The organism is Rhodococcus sp. D-6, assembly GCF_040256695.1.
In the GTDB taxonomy this organism is placed as follows: Bacteria; Actinomycetota; Actinomycetes; order Mycobacteriales; family Mycobacteriaceae; genus Rhodococcus; species Rhodococcus pyridinivorans.
In genome coordinates this window covers 3881873-3901881 of sequence record NZ_CP132970.1, presented here as the reverse complement: position 1 = coordinate 3901881, position 20009 = coordinate 3881873, and the positions used below count along the sequence as shown (strand labels likewise).

General features: G+C 68.1%; 20 protein-coding genes. 12 read left to right on the top strand and 8 right to left on the bottom strand.

Going from position 1 to position 20009, the window contains the following annotated elements; genetic code table 11:
* Positions 1 to 29: 29 nt before the first annotated feature.
* Positions 30 to 1010, bottom strand: a complete 981-nt coding sequence (locus RBB84_RS18195) for a PDR/VanB family oxidoreductase (RefSeq protein ID WP_064256449.1) — start codon at positions 1008 to 1010, stop codon at positions 30 to 32.
* A 1-nt stretch (position 1011) separates the two neighbouring features.
* The gene (locus RBB84_RS18190; protein ID WP_064256510.1) at positions 1012 to 2127 is read right to left on the bottom strand and encodes an aromatic ring-hydroxylating dioxygenase subunit alpha; all 1116 of its coding nucleotides are present in this window, start codon (positions 2125 to 2127) and stop codon (positions 1012 to 1014) included.
* Between the two features lie 129 nt (positions 2128 to 2256).
* Between RBB84_RS18190 and RBB84_RS18185 the strand changes: the two genes are divergently transcribed.
* Positions 2257 to 2844: a PadR family transcriptional regulator gene (locus RBB84_RS18185; protein WP_024102343.1), complete on the top strand. Its 588-nt coding sequence runs from the start codon at positions 2257 to 2259 to the stop codon at positions 2842 to 2844.
* Positions 2845 to 2939: 95 nt separating this feature from the next.
* On the opposite strand, the gene RBB84_RS18180 is transcribed toward RBB84_RS18185, so the two are convergent.
* Positions 2940 to 3836 (bottom strand): LysR family transcriptional regulator, encoded by an 897-nt coding sequence (locus RBB84_RS18180; RefSeq protein ID WP_006553175.1) that lies wholly within the window; start codon positions 3834 to 3836, stop codon positions 2940 to 2942.
* 153 nt (positions 3837 to 3989) lie between these two features.
* On the opposite strand from RBB84_RS18180, the gene RBB84_RS18175 reads away from it, so the two are divergent.
* From RBB84_RS18175 to RBB84_RS18135, 9 genes are all read left to right on the top strand, one after another.
* Positions 3990 to 5363, top strand: a complete 1374-nt coding sequence (locus tag RBB84_RS18175; protein ID WP_064256450.1) for an NAD(P)/FAD-dependent oxidoreductase — start codon at positions 3990 to 3992, stop codon at positions 5361 to 5363.
* Between the two features lie 235 nt (positions 5364 to 5598).
* Positions 5599 to 6027: a holo-ACP synthase gene (gene acpS, locus RBB84_RS18170; RefSeq protein ID WP_024102341.1), complete on the top strand. Its 429-nt coding sequence runs from the start codon at positions 5599 to 5601 to the stop codon at positions 6025 to 6027.
* Positions 6024 to 6266, top strand: coding sequence for an acyl carrier protein (locus tag RBB84_RS18165; protein ID WP_024102340.1), 243 nt, complete (start codon positions 6024 to 6026; stop codon positions 6264 to 6266). The genes acpS and RBB84_RS18165 overlap by 4 nt, the downstream gene beginning before the upstream one ends.
* Positions 6263 to 7450 carry an acyl-CoA dehydrogenase family protein gene (locus RBB84_RS18160; RefSeq protein WP_064256451.1) on the top strand — a complete coding sequence of 396 codons (1188 nt, stop codon included), beginning with the start codon at positions 6263 to 6265 and terminating at the stop codon, positions 7448 to 7450. The genes RBB84_RS18165 and RBB84_RS18160 overlap by 4 nt, the downstream gene beginning before the upstream one ends.
* On the top strand, positions 7447 to 8403 hold the full coding sequence (locus RBB84_RS18155; protein ID WP_064256452.1) for an amino acid--[acyl-carrier-protein] ligase: 957 nt from the start codon (positions 7447 to 7449) through the stop codon (positions 8401 to 8403). The genes RBB84_RS18160 and RBB84_RS18155 overlap by 4 nt, the downstream gene beginning before the upstream one ends.
* Positions 8400 to 9359, top strand: a complete 960-nt coding sequence (locus RBB84_RS18150; protein ID WP_024102337.1) for a DUF1839 family protein — start codon at positions 8400 to 8402, stop codon at positions 9357 to 9359. Before RBB84_RS18155 ends, RBB84_RS18150 begins: the two co-directional genes overlap by 4 nt.
* 177 nt (positions 9360 to 9536) lie before the next feature.
* Positions 9537 to 11861 carry a glycoside hydrolase family 2 protein gene (locus RBB84_RS18145; RefSeq protein WP_231912024.1) on the top strand — a complete coding sequence of 775 codons (2325 nt, stop codon included), beginning with the start codon at positions 9537 to 9539 and terminating at the stop codon, positions 11859 to 11861.
* Between the two features lie 164 nt (positions 11862 to 12025).
* Entirely contained in the window at positions 12026 to 12190 is a 165-nt protein-coding gene (locus RBB84_RS18140) for a hypothetical protein (protein WP_019288222.1), read from the top strand.
* Positions 12191 to 12277: 87 nt separating this feature from the next.
* The gene (locus RBB84_RS18135) at positions 12278 to 13312 is read left to right on the top strand and encodes an NADP-dependent oxidoreductase (RefSeq protein ID WP_024102335.1); all 1035 of its coding nucleotides are present in this window, start codon (positions 12278 to 12280) and stop codon (positions 13310 to 13312) included.
* Positions 13313 to 13346: 34 nt separating this feature from the next.
* Here the strand turns inward: RBB84_RS18135 and RBB84_RS18130 are convergent, their stop codons facing one another.
* The 5 genes from RBB84_RS18130 to pcaB all read right to left on the bottom strand — a co-directional run bounded on the left by RBB84_RS18130 (position 13347) and on the right by pcaB (position 18418).
* On the bottom strand, positions 13347 to 13781 hold the full coding sequence (locus RBB84_RS18130) for a hypothetical protein (protein ID WP_174556246.1): 435 nt from the start codon (positions 13779 to 13781) through the stop codon (positions 13347 to 13349).
* A 66-nt stretch (positions 13782 to 13847) separates the two neighbouring features.
* Positions 13848 to 15059, bottom strand: coding sequence for an acetyl-CoA C-acetyltransferase (locus RBB84_RS18125; protein ID WP_024102334.1), 1212 nt, complete (start codon positions 15057 to 15059; stop codon positions 13848 to 13850).
* Positions 15060 to 15081: 22 nt separating this feature from the next.
* Positions 15082 to 15903, bottom strand: coding sequence for an IclR family transcriptional regulator (locus RBB84_RS18120; RefSeq protein WP_006553186.1), 822 nt, complete (start codon positions 15901 to 15903; stop codon positions 15082 to 15084).
* Positions 15900 to 17072, bottom strand: a complete 1173-nt coding sequence (pcaD, locus tag RBB84_RS18115) for a 3-oxoadipate enol-lactonase (RefSeq protein WP_064256454.1) — start codon at positions 17070 to 17072, stop codon at positions 15900 to 15902. Before pcaD ends, RBB84_RS18120 begins: the two co-directional genes overlap by 4 nt.
* Entirely contained in the window at positions 17069 to 18418 is a 1350-nt protein-coding gene (gene pcaB / locus RBB84_RS18110) for a 3-carboxy-cis,cis-muconate cycloisomerase (RefSeq protein ID WP_064256455.1), read from the bottom strand. Before pcaB ends, pcaD begins: the two co-directional genes overlap by 4 nt.
* 154 nt (positions 18419 to 18572) lie before the next feature.
* Between pcaB and RBB84_RS18105 the strand changes: the two genes are divergently transcribed.
* Positions 18573 to 19319: a CoA transferase subunit A gene (locus RBB84_RS18105; RefSeq protein WP_006553189.1), complete on the top strand. Its 747-nt coding sequence runs from the start codon at positions 18573 to 18575 to the stop codon at positions 19317 to 19319.
* Positions 19316 to 19963: a CoA transferase subunit B gene (locus RBB84_RS18100; protein ID WP_019288227.1), complete on the top strand. Its 648-nt coding sequence runs from the start codon at positions 19316 to 19318 to the stop codon at positions 19961 to 19963. The genes RBB84_RS18105 and RBB84_RS18100 overlap by 4 nt, the downstream gene beginning before the upstream one ends.
* Positions 19964 to 20009: the final 46 nt, after the last annotated feature.

Below are 20009 nucleotides of genomic sequence, written 5' to 3'. Positions count from 1 at the left end.
TTTCCTCGTGGTGTGAAAATGCGCGGTTGTCAGGGAAGGTCGAGCGTGACGACACCCGTCGTCGATCGGGGCGATGCCGAATCGCGCACCACGCGTGACACGCAGGCGCACATCCGACGCGAGGAGCGCTTCTGCTCCTCGCTGAAGAAGACATCGCGGTGGTCGACGCGACCGTCGAGCGAGGCGACGGAGACCTCGCACAGGCCGCATTCGCCCTTGCGGCAGTCGAACATCATGTCGACGCCGGCACGCCGGAGGGCGTCGAGCATCGATTCGTCGGAACCGACGGTGGTGGTGACGTCGAGTTCGGGCACGGTGACCGTGAACTCCTCGGCGTCGAACCATCCACTGTTGCCGAAGGTCTCGTAGCGGAGGTTCGGCATCGGCAGGTCGCGGTCGTGCCACCGGCGCCGCACGGCGTCCATCAGGCGGATCGGACCGCACATGTACAGCTCGGTGGTGTGATCGACGCCGTCGACGAGCGCGGCGACGTCCAATCCTGTTCCCTCGTCGTCGATGTGGACGTCGAGACGGTCGCTGTGGAGGGCTTCGAGTTCGGGCAGGAAGGCCATCGCGGAACGGCTGCGACCGACGTACACGAAGCGGTAGTCGGCATCGAGGCGGCGGAGCACGGCTCCCATCGCGCGGACGGCGGTGATGCCGATGCCGCCGGCGAGCAGGACGTAGCGCGGTGCGCCGACCCGCAGCGGGAAGTTCTGGAGCGGCTCGGTGATCTCGAGTTCGTCGCCGGGACACAGCGAGTGCATGTACTCGGAGCCGCCGCGCGAGGTGGGGGAGCGGTGGACGCCGAGTGTGAGGCGACCGTCCGGACCACCCGCCGCGAGGGAGTACGAACGCGTGTCGCCAGAGGGGAGACGCACGTCGATGTGGGCGCCTGGTTCGACGCGGTGGGCGGTGTCGGCGGCGAGGGTGATCTCGGCGATCGAATCGGCGGCCCGCTCGACACTCACGACTCGGGCTCGCTGCCAACGGATCTGGTTGTTGCTCATGTCAGTGGGCTCCCTCGGGAACGGCGGTGGCCGAGGTGAGGTTCCGCTCCGCTTCGACCATGCGCTGGATCAGGCGTCGCACCCACATGCCGCCGGCGTCGATGTTGAGGTTGTAGAACTCGTGATCCGGGTTCGCCTCGATGGCCTTCTGCTGCGCGGTGAGCATCGCCTCGTCCTCACCGAACACGCCGTGCACGCCGTCGCGCAGCTGCGTGGTGATGAGCTGGCTGTCGAGGCGGTAGTTGCGCATGAACGCCCAGAAGTAGAGGGCGGTGCTCTCGTCGACGGGGGAGATGGTGTTCATGACGAAGCCGTTGACGCCCTGGCTGCGGTCGCCCTCGGGAGCACCGGTGCCGGCCTTGGCCACACCGACGTCGATGCGGATCGTGGACGGTGCCTGGAACTCGATGATCTGCCAGCGGTCGACCTTGCCCTCGAAGCCGGGGAACTTGTCGCGCATGTTCTTGAGCCAGAACGGCGGTGCGTCGATGTCGTGCATCCAGCGGGTGACCGTGACGGTGCGGTCGTCGTGGGTGACGACGAAGTCGGACTCGCTCAGTTCGTCCTGGCCGATGGACGACGAGTGCACGAACTCCTCGTGGGTGAGGTCCATGAGGTTGTCGAGGACGAGCTGGTAGTTGGCCTGCACGTCGATCGTGCGTCCGTCGCCCGCCCAGTCGGGGGAGTCCATCTGGAACATGTCCGGGATGAGATCGGGATCGGCCTGCGTCGGGTCGCCCGGCCAGACCCACACGAAGCGGTGCCGCTCGACGACGGGATAGGACGCCACCATCGCGGACGGGTTGATCGTCTGCTGGGCGGGCATGTGTGTGCAGCGACCTGCGGAGTTGTACTGAAGGCCGTGGTAGGGGCACTGGATGCCCTCGCTACCGATGAGCTTGCCCATCGACAGCGGCGCGAGGCGGTGCCAGCAGGCGTCGGCGAGGGCGACGGGACGGCCCTCCTCGGTGCGGTAGAGGGCCATCGGCTTGCCGGCGATGGTGCGGGCGAGGATCTCGCGGCGACCCACCTCGTGATCCCAGGCGACGACGTACCAGGCGTCGAGCGGGTAGGCCATGTTCTTCGCGGTCGCCCCGGTGGGGCCGAGATCGGTCATGTCGGATCCTCCGAACACTGAGGGTGAAATAACTATCTACATAGATAGTCGGTGAGCTGGAGCACACACTATCTATCGATATAGTTATTCGCAAGGGTGGAATACTCGCCCGAGGAAAGGTGGTGGTCCATGAGCCTGCGATACGCGCTGCTCGCGTTGCTCACCGCCGAGCCTCTGACCGGCTACGACGCGGCGAAACGGTTCGGCGGGTCGGTCGGGCACGTCTGGCATGCGCCCGACTCGCAGATCTACCCCGAACTACGCCGGATGGAGCGCGAGGGCCTCGTCGAGGGCGAACAGGTGCGCTGGGGTCCCAACAGCACCAAGACCCGGTACTCGATCACCGGGGAGGGCGTCCGGGCCTTCCGCGAATGGATGTCCACCCCGCTGGACTACGCCCCGGTGCGCGACGCCGCCCACATGCGCGCGGCCTACTTCGAATGGACCGACCCGGACAGCGCTCGCGAGTGCCTGGAACGGCACATCGATCACTACACCGAACAGATCGCCCAGTGGACCACGGTGCGCGATGCGATCCTCGACCTCAGCAACGCGACCATCGCGCGACGCGTGCAGAAGTATCCGGCCGAGGACCACGAGCGGATCATCGCGTTCAAGGCGTTCGCGTACGACGGTCTCATCGGCCGGGGCGAGGCCGAGATCGCGTGGGCACGTCAGGGCCTCGAACTCCTCGACAAGCTGTCGCCGCGCAACTGAGGCGCCCCGGGACCACAGCGACGCGCGAACTGGTCAGCGGAGCGCGGAATTGCACGCACCGATGACCGTTTCGCGCTCCGACGTGTGCGATCGGATCACGGCGTGCTGTCCGTCGGCGGCACGATCGAATGGGCGAGCGCCCGCATGAGGAACTCGAGTTCGGGATTGGGCGTCGCGTTGCTCCGCACCACCCCGCACACCGGAACCTGCAGCCGGTGGTGGATCTCGCGCATGAACTTCAGCCCCTTGCGGGGTGTGTCGGCCGCGGTGCCGGCGTAGAGCACGGTCCACGCCCTCGGGTTGGTGAGCACCTCGAGAGTCGCGGTGTGGTCGCTCGCGATCGGAGGTCCGAGGCGCACGCGACGACCGACCTCGACGAAGGCGTCCTCGACCACGCGGTGCAACAGCACCTGGCTGCCGCGCGGCGGCAGCAGCAGCGGGTAGTGGGCGAGGTCGCCGAGATCGACGGTGGAGAACGCCGACAGCGGGTGCTCGCTGGACGTGACGATGACGAGCTCTTCGATGCCGAGACGGATCGCCTCGAGCCCCGGGCGGTCGACGTCGCCGCGGATGAGCGCGAGATCGGCATCCCCGGACGCGACGGCGTTGACGCGGTCGGTGAAGTCCTTGATGACGAACTCCACGTCGATCTTGGGGTGACGTTCGCGGACGCTGGAGATGGCGTCGAGGCTCTGCGCCGCGAAGCTCATGTTCGCCGTGATGCGGATGCTCTCCCGCGGTTCGTGGCCCACTTCCAGGGCCTTCGCCTCGAGGCTGAGCACCTCGGCGGCGATCGGCATCAGGCGTCGGCCGGCCGAGGTGAGCTTGACCGAACGGGTGGTGCGGTCGAACAGGGTGGTGCCCAGTTCGTGCTCGAGCTTCGCGATCTGATGGCTGATCGCCGACTGCGAGATGAAGCAGCGCTGGGCAGCACGGGAGAAGCTGCCCTCCTCGCCGACGGCGAAGAAGTAGCGCAACTGACGGAAATCCATGGCTCCTCCCGGGAACGTGCCATCCGCATTTATGAGCGAAACAGATAACAGTTTTTCGAATATCCCAGGTTAGTGGATAGCAAGGGTACTTCGTACCTACCTTGGTAGTCATACATCAACGGAGATGACAAGTACGTGGAGGTTTACGACAGCATGGACGATGCGGACACAGCGACCCTGGTCGATCGGACGGACGTCGTCATCGTGGGTTCCGGCTTCGGAGCATTGGCCACCGCCAAGAAGCTCGCCAAGGCCGGCACGACCTTCGTTCTGATCTCGGAGACCACCGAGCATCTTTTCCAGCCTTTGCTCTACCAGGTCGCCACCGGCGTCCTTTCACCCGGCGAGATCGCCCCGTCCGTGCGCGCGATCCTGGCCGAATACCCCAACGCCGACGTCCGCCTGGGCCGCGTCGTCGATGTGCTCCCCGAGGAGAACACGGTTGTCTACGAGGCCGGCGGTCAGCGCCTGCGTCTCGGCTACAAGTACCTCGTCGCCGCGACCGGCGCCCGCCAGGCGTACTTCGGACGCGACGAGTTCGCCGACCTGACGTACGCGCTGAAGACCGTCGAGGACGCCGAGAAGCTGCGTCGCCAGATCGTGCGCTGCTTCGAGGAAGCACACGTCACCACCGATGCCGAGCGTCGGAAGAACCTGCTCAGCTTCATCGTCGTAGGCGCCGGCCCGACGGGCGTCGAGCTCGCGGGACAGATCAAGGAGCTCGCGCAGCGCTACTTCGCCGAGAACATCGGCAACATCCGCGCCGACGACGTCACCGTCACGCTCGTCGAGGGCGCAGACAAGGTTCTGCCCCCGTTCGGTGGCAAGCTCAGCGAGTACTCCAAGGAGTCGCTCGAGAAGAGCGGTGTCGACGTCGTCCTCGGCACGATGGTCACCGACATCGACGAGCACGGTGCCACGCTCACCACGCCCACGACCGAGGAGACCCGCCGCCTCACCGCGGAGACCATCATCTGGTCGGCAGGCATCCAGGCCAACGACTTCGCCGACGTACTCGCCGAGCGCACCGGCTGCGAGACGGTCCGCGGCGGACGCCTGCTCGTCGACCCCGACTTCACCGTCGGCCGCAGCGACAACATCTTCGCCATCGGCGACATGGTCACCCTCGACAACCTGCCGGCGCAGTCGCCGTTCGCCATGCAGGGTGGCCGCCACGTCGCGAAGATGATCACCGGCAAGGTCGCGATGGGCACCCCGTTCCAGTACAAGGACAAGGGAAGCATGGCGATCATCAACCGGTTCCGCGCCATCACGCGGGTCGGGAAGATCGAGCTCACCGGCTTCATCGCGTGGGTGCTGTGGCTCGCCGTCCACCTCGTCTACCTGGTTGGCTTCCGCAACCGCTACATCGCCGTCATGTCGTGGTGCGGTTCCTTCCTCGGACACCGCCGCCCCCACTTCTACTATGCGCAGGACGCCGTCCCGGTGCCCGCTGCGGAGAAGGAGGAGCCGGCAGCGAAGGACGAGCCGGAGAGCGACAAGGAACCCGTGCGGACGTCCGCATAACTTCAGATCCCCGAAAGGCTCCGACCACCCGGTCGGGGCCTTTCGTCGTTGACGCGCCGAACCGGGATCGACGCCGCGTGTTGCGGTGGCGAGCCCCGGTTCACCACGTGAACCGACGCGCCCGGCGGGTGAAAGTCGGGGTGATTTCCGGGATGTCCTGCAAGCCAGAGACGTTCGGCTGGTGTACATCGGCCGACCTGCGGCTACCGTGTGCAGCGCATCCCGAGGAGTGACCATGAACGATGGCAGCGGCCCCCGCGTCGCGACGACACGTGTCGGCTGCGATGTCGTCACCGTCCGAGACATCGCGTCGAGCATCGACCGGTTCGGCGACCGCTACCTGCAGCGTGTGTTCACCCCGCACGAGCTGGACGTATGCACCGGACCGGGGCGCGCCCAACGCCTCGCGGCGCGCTTCGCCGCGAAAGAAGCCGTCATGAAGGTCCTGCGTCCGCGCGAGCACGCGGTTCCCTGGCAGGCCATCGAAATCCGCCGCGCGGACTGGGGCGGATGCGCTGTCGTACTGGCCGGTAACGCGGCCGCCCTGGCGCGAGATGAACAGGTGACCGACATACAGGTCTCGATCTCCCACGAGCCCGAATACGCCATCGCGACGGTCGTGGCGACCCGCGTCGACGAAGCAGAAACTGGAGAACACCCATGACGGAGCAGGTGATCCGCAAGGTCCTCGGTGAGCACGCGAAGCTGTCGGTCGACAGCACGGCGCTCGACCCCGCCGCAGACCTCTACGAGCTCGGCCTGACATCGCACGCCAGCGTGAACGTGATGCTCGCCCTCGAAGACGCCTTCGACGTGGAATTCCCCGACGAACTGCTGCGCAAGAGCACCTTCGCGAGCGTCGGCGCCATCAGGTCGGCGTTGACGGAACTGGGCGTCGCGTGACGTCGACGTCCGCGCCCCTCACCGTCGCGGAGAAGGCCGGGCTGTCGCTGCTCGCCCGTGCCGAACTCGTCGGACGCGAGAGCGCCGGCCCCGCGGCCGCCGCGGTGGATCGTGAGGGACGGTTCCCGCACGAGGCAGTCGACGCGCTGCGCATCCACAAGCTGCTGAACTGCGCCGTCCCCGTCGATCAGGGTGGGGAGGGAGCGTCCCTCGGTGAGCTGTGCGCCGTCGCCCGAATCCTCGGCCGGTACTGCGCCTCCACCGCGATGATCTTCGCGATGCACCAGACGCAGATCCTGTCGCTGGTGCATCACTCCACTCCCGGTGTGGCCACCTTCGTCGCCGAAGCGGTGGCGAACGATTACCTGATCGCTTCGGCGACCACCGAACTCGGCACCGGTGGCGACGTGCGCAGCAGCGTCTGCGCCGTGGCCCGCGACGGCGACACCGTCACGCTGACGAAGAACGCGCCGGTCATCTCGTACGGCGAGTACGCCGACGCGATCCTGGTGACCGCGCGTCGCACCGCCGACAGCCCGCCCAGCGACCAGGTGCTCGTCGTGTGCCGACGCGACGACGTGACCCTCGAACCCACCGGCAGCTGGGACACCCTCGGGCTGCGCGGTACGTGCAGCCCCGGATTCGTCCTCACCGCCACGACGTCCGCCGATCTCGTGGTCGGCACGGCCTACGCCGAGATCTCCTCGCGCACCATGCTTCCCGTCTCACACAGTGTGTGGTCGGCGGTGTGGCTCGGAATCGCCGACGCGGCGCTGGAGAAGGCCCGCTCGTTCGTGCGTTCGGCGGCCCGCCGCAGCCCGGGGGTCACCCCGCCCGGTGCGCTGCGACTCGCCGAAGCGGCCGCCGTGCACCAGCAGTTCTCCGATCTCGTCGCCGCGTCCGCCGCCCGGTTCGACGCCGCCGCGTCGGCGCAGGAGGAATCGATGTCGGGCATGGGTTTCTCGCTCGCCATGAACAACCTCAAGGTCACTGCGTCCACGCTCGTCGTGGATCTGGTGAACCGCGCGATGCTCATCTGCGGGATCGCCGGATACCGCGAGGATTCGCAGTACTCACTCGGCCGCCACCTGCGCGACGCGCACGGTGCCGCCGTGATGGTCAACAACGACCGCATCATGAACAACTCGGCCCAATTGTCGATCGCCTACCGGGGGACGCTGTGACAAGTACAGCCATTGCCAGCACCGCAACCGACGAGCTGTCCGAGCTCGAGCGTGCCCGCCTCGACTTCCAGCAGCAGTTGCTCGAGGCCGAACTGCTCGTGGAGACCGGTGTTCCCGGCCTCTACGGTCGGTCGGGTGTCTTCGAGGACATCGTCGACGGCATCGACCGCGTGGTGGTCGCGGCAGGTCCGGGTCGGGCCGCGACGCGCCTGCGCTTCCCGCCGGTCTTCCCGCGGACGAGTTTCGAGCGCACCGACTACATCGCCTCCTTCCCGCACCTGACCGGAGCGGTGAACACCTTTGCGGGCAGCAACGCCGAGCACGCCGAACTGCTCGCCGCGCGGTCGAAGGGCGAGGCGTGGGATCCGTGGCTCGAACCCGCCGACACCGTGCTCGTCTCCGCCGCATGCCATCCCGCCTACTCGCGGTACACCGGTACGCTGCGTGAGGGCGGTGAACTGCTCGACGTTCTCGGTTACTGCTTCCGGCACGAGCCGGCCGTCGACCCCGCTCGCATGCAGGCCTTCCGGATGCACGAGTTCGTGCGTATCGGTACCGAGAACGACGCTGCGCAGCATCGTGATTCCTGGGTGGAGCGAGGACTCGAGGTGCTCGACTCGCTGGGCCTCGACGCGACCGCTGTACCTGCCAACGACCCGTTCTTCGGGCGGGCCGGGCGCATGCTGGCCGTCAACCAGCGCATCGAGAACCTCAAGACCGAGCTGACGGTCCGGCTCTACGGCGACCTCGACGACGGCACCGCCGTGGTCTCGTGCAATTGCCACCGTGAGCACTTCGGCGAGACCTTCGAGATTCGCACTGCCGACGGCGAAGTCGCGCACAGCGCGTGCGTCGGATTCGGAATGGAGCGGATCGCCCTGGCGCTGTTGCGGACCCACGGACTCGACGTCGACCGCTGGCCCGCACCGGTACGCGACAGGCTGTTCCCGTGAGCGATCGGCTCATCGACGTCCGCGTCGACGGGTACTCGCCGCACTTCGTGCACGCTGCCGACCGGATCTGGACCGAGACCAACTGCTACGTCGACCTGTGGGTAGAGGCGCTGCATTCGCTCGGCCACGATCCGGTCCCCGCTGCCGCGTGCGCGTTCTCGGCCCGGTTCGACGGAGCCCAATGGACCTTCCTCAAGTTCCGCCCCGAGGACCTGTTGGCGCTGTACGGGATCGACGTCGCGGAGATGAACGTCTGGCGCCGCCCCGTGGATCACCTCGAGGGCAATGCCGCCGCCGGACTGCTGTCGACGATCGAGGTGGACGCCTTCTGGTTGCCCGACACCGAGGGAACCGGTTACCGGGAGAGTCGTTCGAAGACGACGATCGTGCCCAATCTCATCGATCGCGACAGCGGGACGCTCGAGTACTTCCACAACAGCGGCTATCACGTTCTCACCGGTGAGGACTTCCGCGGAGTCTTCGGCCTCGACGAGCCGGTGCCCACCTGGCCTCCCTATCTCGAACAGGTGCGCCTCGACGCGGCACAACCGCAGTGCGACGCCTTCGACACCGTGGTGCTCCGGCACCTGCGCATGCGCGCCGGCTCGAATCCGGTGCGCGAGCTCGGCGAGCGGGTGCTCGCCGACATCGACCCGATTCGCACCGGAGGGATGGACGTCTTCCATCCGTGGACGTTCGGGGTGCTCCGTCAGTGCGGTGCCACCGCCGAACTTGCCGCGGACGTCAGCGTCTACATGGACGGTCGCGGATATCCCGGTGCGGCTGCCGCAGCCGACGGATTCCGCGCGGTCGCCGAGGGCGCGAAGAGCGTGCAGTTCCGGATGGCGCGTGCGGCACGCGGCCGCAATGTCGACCCCGGCGACCAGCTGATAGCGATGGCCGCTGCCTGGGAGGACGCCATGGCGACCGTCGTCCGCGCCGCCGGGGTGCGGTGACGGGATTCGACGCACATGGATCTCCTGCACGATGCGCGATGGCGTTGTCTCCGTGTCGCTCCCGGGACAGTCGAGCACCCCGGTGAGTTTCCGGCGGACGGTCCTTGGCTGCCGGTCCGTATACCCGGGACGGCGGCAGGCGCGATCCGGGAATCCGAGGGAGTCGCGGCGGCCAGGGTGTCGTCTCCCGACAGCGACGACTGGTGGTTCGTCACCGACGTCGAGGTGTCCGGCGACGGACCGTGGCGTCTGACCTTCGACGGGCTCGCGACACTCGCGGACGTGTGGGTCGACGGCACACTCGTCGCGACGTCGGAATCGATGTTCGTGCCGCTGACCGTCGTCCTCGGCTACCTGCCGTCGACGATGCGGATCGCGGTCCGGTGCGCCTCGCTCGACGCTGCTCTCCGCAAGCGTCGGCCACGCGGACGGTGGCGTTCGTCGCTCGTGTCGGCCCAAGGATTGCGGTGGTTCCGCACCACCATGCTCGGGCGAGCCCCGGTGTACGCGGGGGCTCCGGCGCCGGTCGGTCCGTGGCGTCCCGTGCGTCTCGTCGATTCCGGTGAGCCCGTTGTGCTGGAACGTGGGATACGGACAGCTCTGCGGGGATCCGACGGGATCGTCGACGCCGATCTCGTGCTGGCCGGCACCGCCGTCCCCGAGGTGACTGTGGAGATCGGAGGGGCGACGGCGCACGTCCGACCCGAATACGGGCCGGACGGGACAGCACGCGTGCACATGCAGGTGACGCTCCCCGAGGTGGAACGGTGGTGGCCGCACACCTACGGCGCCCCCCACCTGTACGCCGCACATCTGATTCTGGATGGGCAACGAATTACGCTGGGGAACATCGGATTCCGGTCGGTCGAGCGCTCAACGGGCGACGGGTTCGGCTTACGAATCAATGACGTCGACGTCTTCTGCCGCGGCCTGGTGTGGACACCGACCGATCCGATCTCGCTGAACGACCCGAGCGCAACCCGGCGCATCCTCGAACGCTGCGTGTCGGCGGGCGTGAACACGATCCGCATCCCCGGCACGATGGTCTACGAGGACGACGAATTCTACTCGGCGTGTGCGGAACTGGGCATCATGGTGTGGCAGGACGTCATGCTCGCCACCACCGACCCGCCCGACGACCCGCACTTCCGCTCGCTGCTCGAGGACGAGATCCGTGCGCTGGCGCGCCGATGGGGCGGGAACCCGGCACCTGTGGTGATGTGTGGGGGCAGCGAGACCGAGCAGCAACCTGCCATGCTCGGACTGATGGAGGCATCCATCCCGGCGATCGACGACTGGTTGCCCGCAATCGTCGACCGTGAGCTACCGGGCACGGTGTGGGTGTCGTCGTCACCATCCGCGCCCCCGCGCAGCGACGTACTGCCGATCGCAGTGGGTTCGGGTGTGGCGCACTACTTCGGTGTCGGGGGTTACCGCCGTCCCCTCGACGACGTGCGTGCCGCCGGCGTGCGCTTCGCCGCCGAATGCCTCGCGTTCTCGATTCCGCCTTCCGACATGGCGATCGAGGCCGAGTTCGGCAGTGTGAATGTCGCGGGTCACCATCCACGATGGAAGGCGGCTGTGCCGCGCGACAACGGGGCGTCGTGGGACTTCGAGGACGTGCGAGACCACTATGTGCGCACGATCTTCGGGGTCGACCCAGCCGAGGTGCGGTGGGTGGACCCCACGCGATATCTCGCGCTCGGACGGGCAGCGATCTGCGAAGCGTTCACCGAGGTACTGCAGTACTGGCGACGATCCGGATCAGGATGTCGCGGTGCCCTGATCCTGTCCGCCCGCGACCTGCAGCCGGGTGCCGGGTGGGGCGTGCTCGACGCCGACGGGAACCCGAAGGCGCCGTGGTGGGTCCTGGCACGGGTGTTCGCCCCCGTCACCGTGCTCCTCACCGACGACGGGCTCGACGGCCTGCGCGTGGACGCGATCAACGACACCGCCGAGATCCTCGACGTCACGCTGCAGTTGCAGGCCCATACGCCCTCCGGTGCGGTACCGGTGGACGTGTCGGTGCCGCTGCGTCTCGAACCGCACGAGACCCGGGTGTTCTCGTGGGCCGCGGTGACGGGCGGTTTCACCGATGTCAATTTTGCGTATCGATTCGGGCCGCGCACTTTCGACACGGCGACCGCCCGACTGGTCGACCACACCGGTGCAGTGTTGGCGGAGTCGGTGTATCTCGTGGGTGGTCCGGCACGTCCCGTCGAGCGCGGGATCGGTCTCGCGGCGACCGCTCGACCCGTCCCGGACGGGTGGAGTGTGGAGGTGCGGACCGAGGGTGCGGCACAGTACGTGCATCTCGACATCACCGGCGGTGACCTGCAGGATTCCTGGTTCCACCTGCCGCCCGGAGGTACTCGCACGATCGCCGTGCGGGCCTGCGTTCCGGCCGCGACGTTGAGCGGCTGGGTGGGGGCATCGAACTCGGCCACGAGTGTGCCGATCCGGGTGCTTCCGACCTCCGAGGGCAACGAGGTCGACGGGTAACCTCCCGGGGCTGCAGGCGGGGCGGTGTGCGGCGCGCCGAAATCGACAGGTGCATATCGGGCATCGACGGGGTATATGTATCTCCCAAGGGGTCGCTCACCCGATTTGCACCTTCTGCACGGTGCCGGTGGCCACCTCTCCCCGCCTTCCGAGAGGAGATCGACATGGCGATCCGCTCCACGTCACAGATGGGTGCTTCGCGCACCGCTTCGTCCACTCGCCGTCCTGTCCGGGTCGAGCAGGACGGACCGTCCTTCACCGAGGTCATCCACTCGCAGCTGTTCTCGAACTACCAGGTGCCTCGCGGCGAGGTGCAGCGCAGCGCCTGATCGGGACCACCTCAGGCGCGGCATCGTGCCTGCCGGGGTGCCCCCGCGCGGCGTTTAGGACACCAGCGCATGCGGCACACTGTCGGCATGAGTGAAGCCACGACGAGTCAGAGCACCCGCATCGTTCTCGCATCGCGCCCGGAGGGGGCGCCCACCGCCGACAACTTCCGTCTCGAGACGGTGGATCTGCCCGAGGTCGGCGACGGCCAGATCCTCCTGCGCGTCGTCTACCTGTCCCTCGACCCGTACATGCGCGGTCGGATGAGCACAGCGAAGTCGTATGCCGCGCACGTCGAACTCGGGGACGTGATGGTCGCCGGAACGGTGGGCCAGGTCGTCGAATCGCGGTACGACGGCCTCGAGCCGGGCGACTACGTGCTGGCCGGAGCCGGCTGGCAGTCGCACGCCGTCCTCGACGGCTCCACCGTTCGTAAGCTCGATCCGCAGGCCGCACCGATCTCCACCGCTGTGGGAGTCCTCGGAATGCCCGGCTTCACAGCCTATTCCGGGCTCCTGAAGATCGGGCAGCCGAAGAAGGGTGAGACCGTCGTCGTCGCTGCCGCCACCGGGCCCGTGGGATCGGCGGTGGGGCAGATCGCGAAGCTGAAGGGCGCCCGCGCGGTCGGTATCGCCGGCGGCCCGGAGAAGTGCCGCGCACTGATCGACGAGTTCGGTTTCGACGCGGCGATCGACCACCGCGACCCGAACTTCGCCGACAAGCTGGCGGAGGCGGTGCCCGACGGTATCGACGTGTACTTCGAGAACGTCGGCGGCCCCGTCCAGGAAGCGGTGTGGCCGCTGCTCAACACCTATGCGCGAATCCCGGTATGCGGTCTGGTCGCGCAGTACAACGGTGCTGACCTCAACCGCAAGGACCGTCTTCCGGGACTGTTCAACTCGATCCTCACCAAGAGCCTCACGATCCGCGGCTTCATCCAGAGCGAGTTCGTGAAGGAGATGTACGGCGACTTCCTGCGTGAAGCCTCGGCATGGGTCCGCGACGGAAAGCTCCAGTATCGCGAGGACATCGTCGACGGACTCGAGAACGCCCCGGAGGCGTTCATCGGCATGCTCGAAGGAAAGAACTTCGGGAAGATGCTCGTGCGGGTCGCGCCGGAGTAACGGGCACCAGGTCCGCCCTCCGGCGCCGGCCGCGTCAGCGTCGGGGGGTTCCGGTGGACCACAGGGCCCACAGGACGAGCACGGGCTGGAAGAACAAGCGGATCAGGCGCTTACGGTCGGTGTCGAGACCGAAGGCGCTGCGCTTGCCGAGATACTGGGCGATGTTGCCCGGGAAGACGGCGGCGAAGAACAGTGCGGCCAGGCGGCCGACACGGACGCGGTCGCGGTTCGCCACGGCGAGTCCGGCGCCGAGCATGATCTCGACACCGCCGGACGCCATGACCACGCCGTCCTTGTCCATCGGCACCCAGTCGGGCACCTGGGCCTGGAAGTCCTTGCGGGCCCAGAAGAGATGGCTCAGTCCGGCGAAGACGAGTGAGGCGGCCAGCAGATAACGCGCGAGGGTCCGGGCTCGTGTCGTGGGCGGAGCAGGGGCTTCGGTCGGGGGAGTTATCTGAACTTCGCTCATGATCACGAGCGTACGGACTGTACGGTGCTCGCGACGGGGATCGCGTCGCGAGCACCGTAGGTCACGTCAGGCGATGCGTTCGAATACAGCGGCGAGCCCCTGGCCGCCGCCGATGCACATCGTCTCGAGTCCGTAGCGACCCTCACGACGATCGAGTTCGCGCAGCAGGGTGGCGAGGATGCGTCCGCCGGTCGCGCCCACCGGATGTCCGAGGGAGATGCCGGAGCCGTTGGGATTCAGGCGCGAGTCGTCGGCCTCGATGCCCCACGAGCGGGTGACGGCCAGGGCCTGTGCGGCGAACGCCTCGTTGAGTTCGATGACGTCCATGTCGGCGAGCGTCAGTCCGAGGCGGCCGAGCGCCTTCTCGCTGGCGGGCACCGGGCCGATGCCCATGGTGCGCGGCGGCACACCGGCCACCGCCCAGCTTGCGAGGCGGGCCAGCGGACGCAGACCCAGCGCGGCGGCCTTCTCTGTGGTGGTGACGATCGCGAGGGCGGCACCGTCGTTCTGGCCGCTGGCGTTGCCGGCGGTGACGGTGGACTCGGGATCGATCTTGCCGCGGATCGGGCGCAGCTTGGCGAGGGTCTCCATCGAGGTGTCGGCGCGGGGGTGCTCGTCGGTGTCGACGACGAGCGGATCGCCCTTGCGCTGCGGCACGCTCACGGACACGATCTCCTGCGCGAACACACCGTTCTTCTGCGCGGCGACGGCCCGCTGGTGCGACTGCACGGCCAGGGCGTCCTGGTCCTCACGGCTGATGGAGAACTCGGCGCGCAGGTTCTCGGCGGTCTCGATCATGCCGCCGGGCACGGGGAAGTCGCGTCCGCCGGCGGTGACGCGGGCACGGGCCAGGCGATCGGACAGAGCGACGGCTTCGCCCTTGACGCCCCAGCGCATGCCGGTGGCGTAGAACTCGGCCTGGCTCATCGATTCGGCGCCGCCGGCGAGGATCAGGTCGCTCGCGCCGGTCTGCACCTGCATGACGGCCTGCACGATCGCCTGCAGACCCGAGCCGCAGCGACGGTCGACCTGCAGCCCCGGAACGTCCACCCCGAGGCCGGCGTTGAGGGCGGCGACGCGGCCGAGGGCGGGGGCCTCACCGTTGGGGGAGGCCTGGCCGAGGAAGACGTCGTCGATGTCGGAACCGGTGATACCGGTGCGGGCGACGAGTTCGCGGATGACGGTGGCCGCGAGATCCTCGGGGGCGATGTCCTTCAGGACGCCGCCGAACCTACCTACCGGGGTGCGCAGGGGTTCGCAGATCACTACGTCGGTCATGATGTACCTCGATCGGGGTTGTTCACTGGTGGGTCTGGGTGCGGGCGAGATCGGTGGAGATTGCTCCGGCGGTGGCGAGCAACGCCGGGACGAGCTCGTCGTGCACGGTCTCCATCCGGTAGCGGGCCGCGTGGGTCGACAGGTTCACCGACGCCACAACGGTTCCCGACGCATCGCGGATGGGCGCGGCGAGCGAGCGCAGGCCCTCCTCGAGTTCCTGGTCGACGATGCAGTATCCGTTGCGTCGTACCGTGGCGATCTCGGCGCGCAATTCCTCGGCGGTGGTGACGGTGTTGCCGGTGATGGGAGCGAATTCGGCGCGCGCGAGGTAGGCGTCGAGTTCGTCATCGTTCAAACCGGCGAGCAGTACCCGTCCCATGGAGGTCGCGTAGGCGGGGAAACGGGTGCCGAGGGTGATGGTGACGGTCATGATGCGGCTGACGGGAACTCGTGCGACGTAGACGACGTCGGTGCCGTCGAGCACCGACACCGAGGTCGATTCCTTGACTTTCTCGGCGAGCGCCTCGAGATGGGGTCGCGCGACCTCCGGCAGCGTCAGCGCCGACAGGTAGCTGTAGCCGAGTTCGAGCACCCGTGGGGTGAGCCAGAACTGGGATCCGTCGGTGCGGACGTAACCGAGTTCGATGAGAGTCAACAGGAATCGGCGCGCAGTAGCGCGGGTGAGTCCGGTCGCGCGGGCGACGTCGGAGAGCGACTGCCGCTGGGCGTGCGCACCGAAGGCCTTGATGACCGACAGGCCACGTGCCAGCGACTGCACGTAATCGGGCGACGCCCCGGGGTTCTCGCGAACGACCTCGGGGGCGGTGACGTCGGGAGTGCTCACGAGCCCGCACCTCCCTCGGTGTCGGCGAGTGCCTGCTTGCCGAGCGCGAATGCCCGGTTGCTGTTGGGGACACCCGCGTAGACCGCGGTGTGCAGAAAGACCTCGACGAGGTCGTCGGGATCGATCCCGGCGCGCAGGGCTGCACGGATGTGCATGTCGAGTTCGTGCTCGTTGCCGACCGCGGTGAGGATCGCGAGGGTCAACAGCCGGCGGGTGCGGTGATCCAGACCCGGACGCGCCCAGATGTCTCCCCACGCGGTGCGGGTGATGAAATCCTGGAAGGGCCGGGTGAATTCGGTGGCCGACTCGATGGACCGGTCGACGTGTGCGTCACCGAGGACGGATCGGCGCACCCGCAGACCCTCCTCGAACGCCGCGGTGCGGTGTGCGGCGGACGGCGTGGCGCGCGACGAGATGTGCTCGCGGATCAGCTTCGTGACCCGTCCTGCCTGCTCCACGTTGGCGAGGTGTGCGCCGGGGGAGAGGACGTGGAAGGTGGAGTCGGCGATTCCGTCGGCCAGTTGCTGCATCGTCGACGGCGGGGTGGCGGGGTCCTGCTCACCGGCGATCACCAGGGTGGGCGCGACGATCCGGGCGAGGTCGGGACGGCCGTCCCAGGTCGCCAGTGCCTCGCAACACGCGGCGTAGCCCTCGTCGGTGGTGCCCTTCACCATCTCGACGTGGCGGGCGACGAGCTCCGGATCGTGTTCGGCCAGTTCGGGAGTGAACCACCGCGAGACGATCGAATCGGCGATCGAGGCCAGGCCGTCGTTGCGGACCGATGCCGCCCGGTCGTACCAGGGCTGGGCGGGCTGGAAGGCCGGCGAGGTGCACAGCAGCGTCAGCGTGCGCACGCGCTCGGGGTGATGCGCCGCGAGCCACTGCCCGACGGCACCGCCGAGCGACAGGCCGACGTAGTGGACGGCGCCGACTTCGAGCGAGTCGAGCAGGGCGACGACGTCACCGGCGAGTTCCTCGATCGTGTAGGGACCGGACGGCGCGGGCGATGCGCCGTGCCCGCGATGGTCGGCCGCGACGACGTTCCAGTCGGTCGCCAGAGCGTGGATCTGCGGTCCCCACATCGACAGGTCCGAACCCAGCGAACCGAGGAACAGGACGGTCGGCTTCGTGGGGTCGCCGTACTGTTCGTAGTTGAGCGTGACGGTCATCGGGCATCTCCTGTGGTTCGGTTCGTGCTGTCGTGACGGGCGAGAACGCGATCGACGATGTCTGCGGCATGGCCGAGATAGCGCGTGGGATCGAGAAGTTCGCGCACGTCCTGCGGGTCGAGATGTGCGGTGATGGCGGGATCCTCGTCGAGCGACCTACCGGCGACCGCCGCATCGGTGACGATCGAGCGGGCGTCGTCGGTGTGTTCGGCGAGTGCGGCCGTGACCTTCTCGGCGAGGATCGCCCCTCCGGTGAGCGCGAGATTGCGGTCGAGCGCGTCGGTGTGGACGTGCAGACCGTTCAGGCTCGTCGAGAGTTGGTGCGCGGCACCGCCGGTGAGGCGCAGGATATCGGCGAGGGTCTCCCATTCGGCGTGCCAGGCGCCGGCGGCCCGCTGGAACTCGTGGTCGGTCGACGACAGGATCGTCGAGACGAGACCGGGAACGCGCCGGGCAGCGGCGCGCGCGGTGATCGCCGCGACGGGATTGCGCTTGTGCGGCATGGCCGACGAACCGCCGGGCGCATCCTCGCTCACCTCACCGAACTCGGTGCTCGCCATGAGTACGACGTCGGTGGCGGGTTTCGCGACCGCGCCCGCGGCGACACCGAGTGTGCCCGTGAGGGTCGTGACGGGGGTGCGGGCGGTGTGCCACGGCGCGACGGGACGCGCGAGCCCGAGCAGGTCGGCGACCGCGTCGGCGAACGCGAAACCGTCGGGATGGACGGCGGCGAGCGTGCCGGCGGCTCCGCCGTACTGGGCGGGTAGGGCGGACAACACGCGGTCGAGTGCGCCGGCGGCGTCGTCGAGGGACAGGAGCCAGCCGGCGGCGAGCGCGCCGAAGGTGGTCGGCAGTGCCTGCTGGCCGAGCGTGCGCGCGACCATCGGTGTCTCGCGATGGGTGGCGGCGAGGCGGGCTGCGCCGTCGGCTGCGGAGCGCAGGTTCGCCAGCGCGATCCCTCCTGCGCGGCGGGCGAGCAGCATCAGCGCGGTGTCGAGCACGTCCTGGCTGGTCGCGCCGACGTGCACGGCACGCGCAGGGGCGTCGGCGCGCTCGCGTAGCAGGGAGACCAGGGGGATGACGGCGTTGCCCCCCGCCGCGGACCGTCGACCGAGGTCGGCGGGATCGAGTTCCTCGGCGAGCGAGGCCGCGGCTGTCGCGACGGCGTCGGCGTGGGTGTTCTTGACACGGCCGAGTGCGGCGGCCGCGCGGGTCAGCGCGACCTCCACGTCGAGCAGGGCACCGATCCACGCGCGATCCGACAGGGCGACGCCGAGTTCGTCCGCGCCGAAGACGGGATCGAACAGCGGACCCCGATATCCGGGGTCGGGGGATGAGGGGGACACGGACCTCCGATCCGAAACGTTCGCTATGTGGACGGATGGACGCTATGCGAACAGGCTAGTGCGGCCGTTCTGCGCTTGCAACGATCCTGCGCGGATTTGTTCGCATTGCGGACGGGAGTTCACATGACGTACACCTGAGGGTATCGTGGCACACATGGACAAAGTCGTTGCCTCCGCCGCCGAGGCCGTAGCCGACATCCCCGACGGCGTCACGATCGCTGTCGGAGGGTTCGGTCTGGTCGGCATCCCCGAGATCCTCATCAACGCGTTGCTCGATCAGGGCGCCACCGACCTCGAGACCGTCAGTAACAACTGCGGTACCGACGGCTTCGGGCTCGGCCTGCTGCTCGAGAAGGGCCGCATCCGCCGCACCATCTCGTCGTACGTCGGCTCCAACAAGGAGTTCGCGCGCCAGTACCTCGCCGGTGAACTCGAAGTCGAACTCACTCCGCAGGGCACGCTCGCCGAGCGCCTGCGCGCCGGTGGTGCGGGCATCCCCGCCTTCTTCACCCCGGCAGGGGTCGGCACGGCCGTCGAGGAAGGCGGACTCCCGCTGCGCTACGACGGTCACGGCGGCATCGCCCTCGCGTCGCAGCCGAAGGAGACCCGGGAGTTCGACGGCGAAACCTACGTGCTCGAACGCGGCATCGTCGCCGATTACGCGCTCGTGCACGCCTGGAAGGGCGACCGCCACGGCAACCTCGTCTACCGAGCAAGCGCCCGCAACTTCAACCCGCCGGCCGCCGCCTCGGGTCGCATCACGATCGCGCAGGTCGAGCACCTCGTCGAACCCGGCGAACTCGACCCCAACGAAATCCACACGCCCGGCATCCACGTGCAGCGTGTCGTACACGTCGGCCCCGTCGAGGTCGGCATCGAGAACCGGACGGTGCGCTCATGACACAGGCAACGAAGAAGGGGCTGACCCGCGAGGAGATGGCGGCACGCGTCGCCAAGGAACTCGAGGACGGCCAGTACGTCAACCTCGGAATCGGCATGCCCACCCTCGTGCCGAACTACCTCGAATCCGGCGTCGAGGTCATCCTGCACTCGGAGAACGGTGTGCTCGGCGTCGGCCCGTACCCGACCGAGGACGAACTCGACCCCGAGCTCATCAACGCCGGCAAGGAGACGATCACCGCGATCCCCGGCGCGTCGTACTTCGACTCGGCGCAGTCGTTCGGCATGATCCGCGGCGGCCAGATCGACGTCGCCGTCCTCGGCGCGATGCAGGTCTCCGCCAAGGGCGACATCGCCAACTGGATGGTGCCCGGTGCGATGGTCAAGGGCATGGGCGGCGCGATGGACCTCGTCCACGGCGCCAAGCGCGTCATCGTGATGATGGATCACGTCACCAAGAAGGGCGACCCGAAGATCCTCGAGGAGTGCGTCCTGCCGCTCACCGGTCGTGGATGCGTGCAGCGCATCATCACCGACCTCGCGGTCATCGACGTCACCGACGAGGGACTGAAGCTCGTCGAGACGGCACCCGGCGTGACCACCGAGGACGTCGTCGCTGCGACGGCGGCGAAGCTGATCGTCTGATCGGACGACGACGGGGCCGGGCGCGAGAAGATCTCACGCCCGGCCC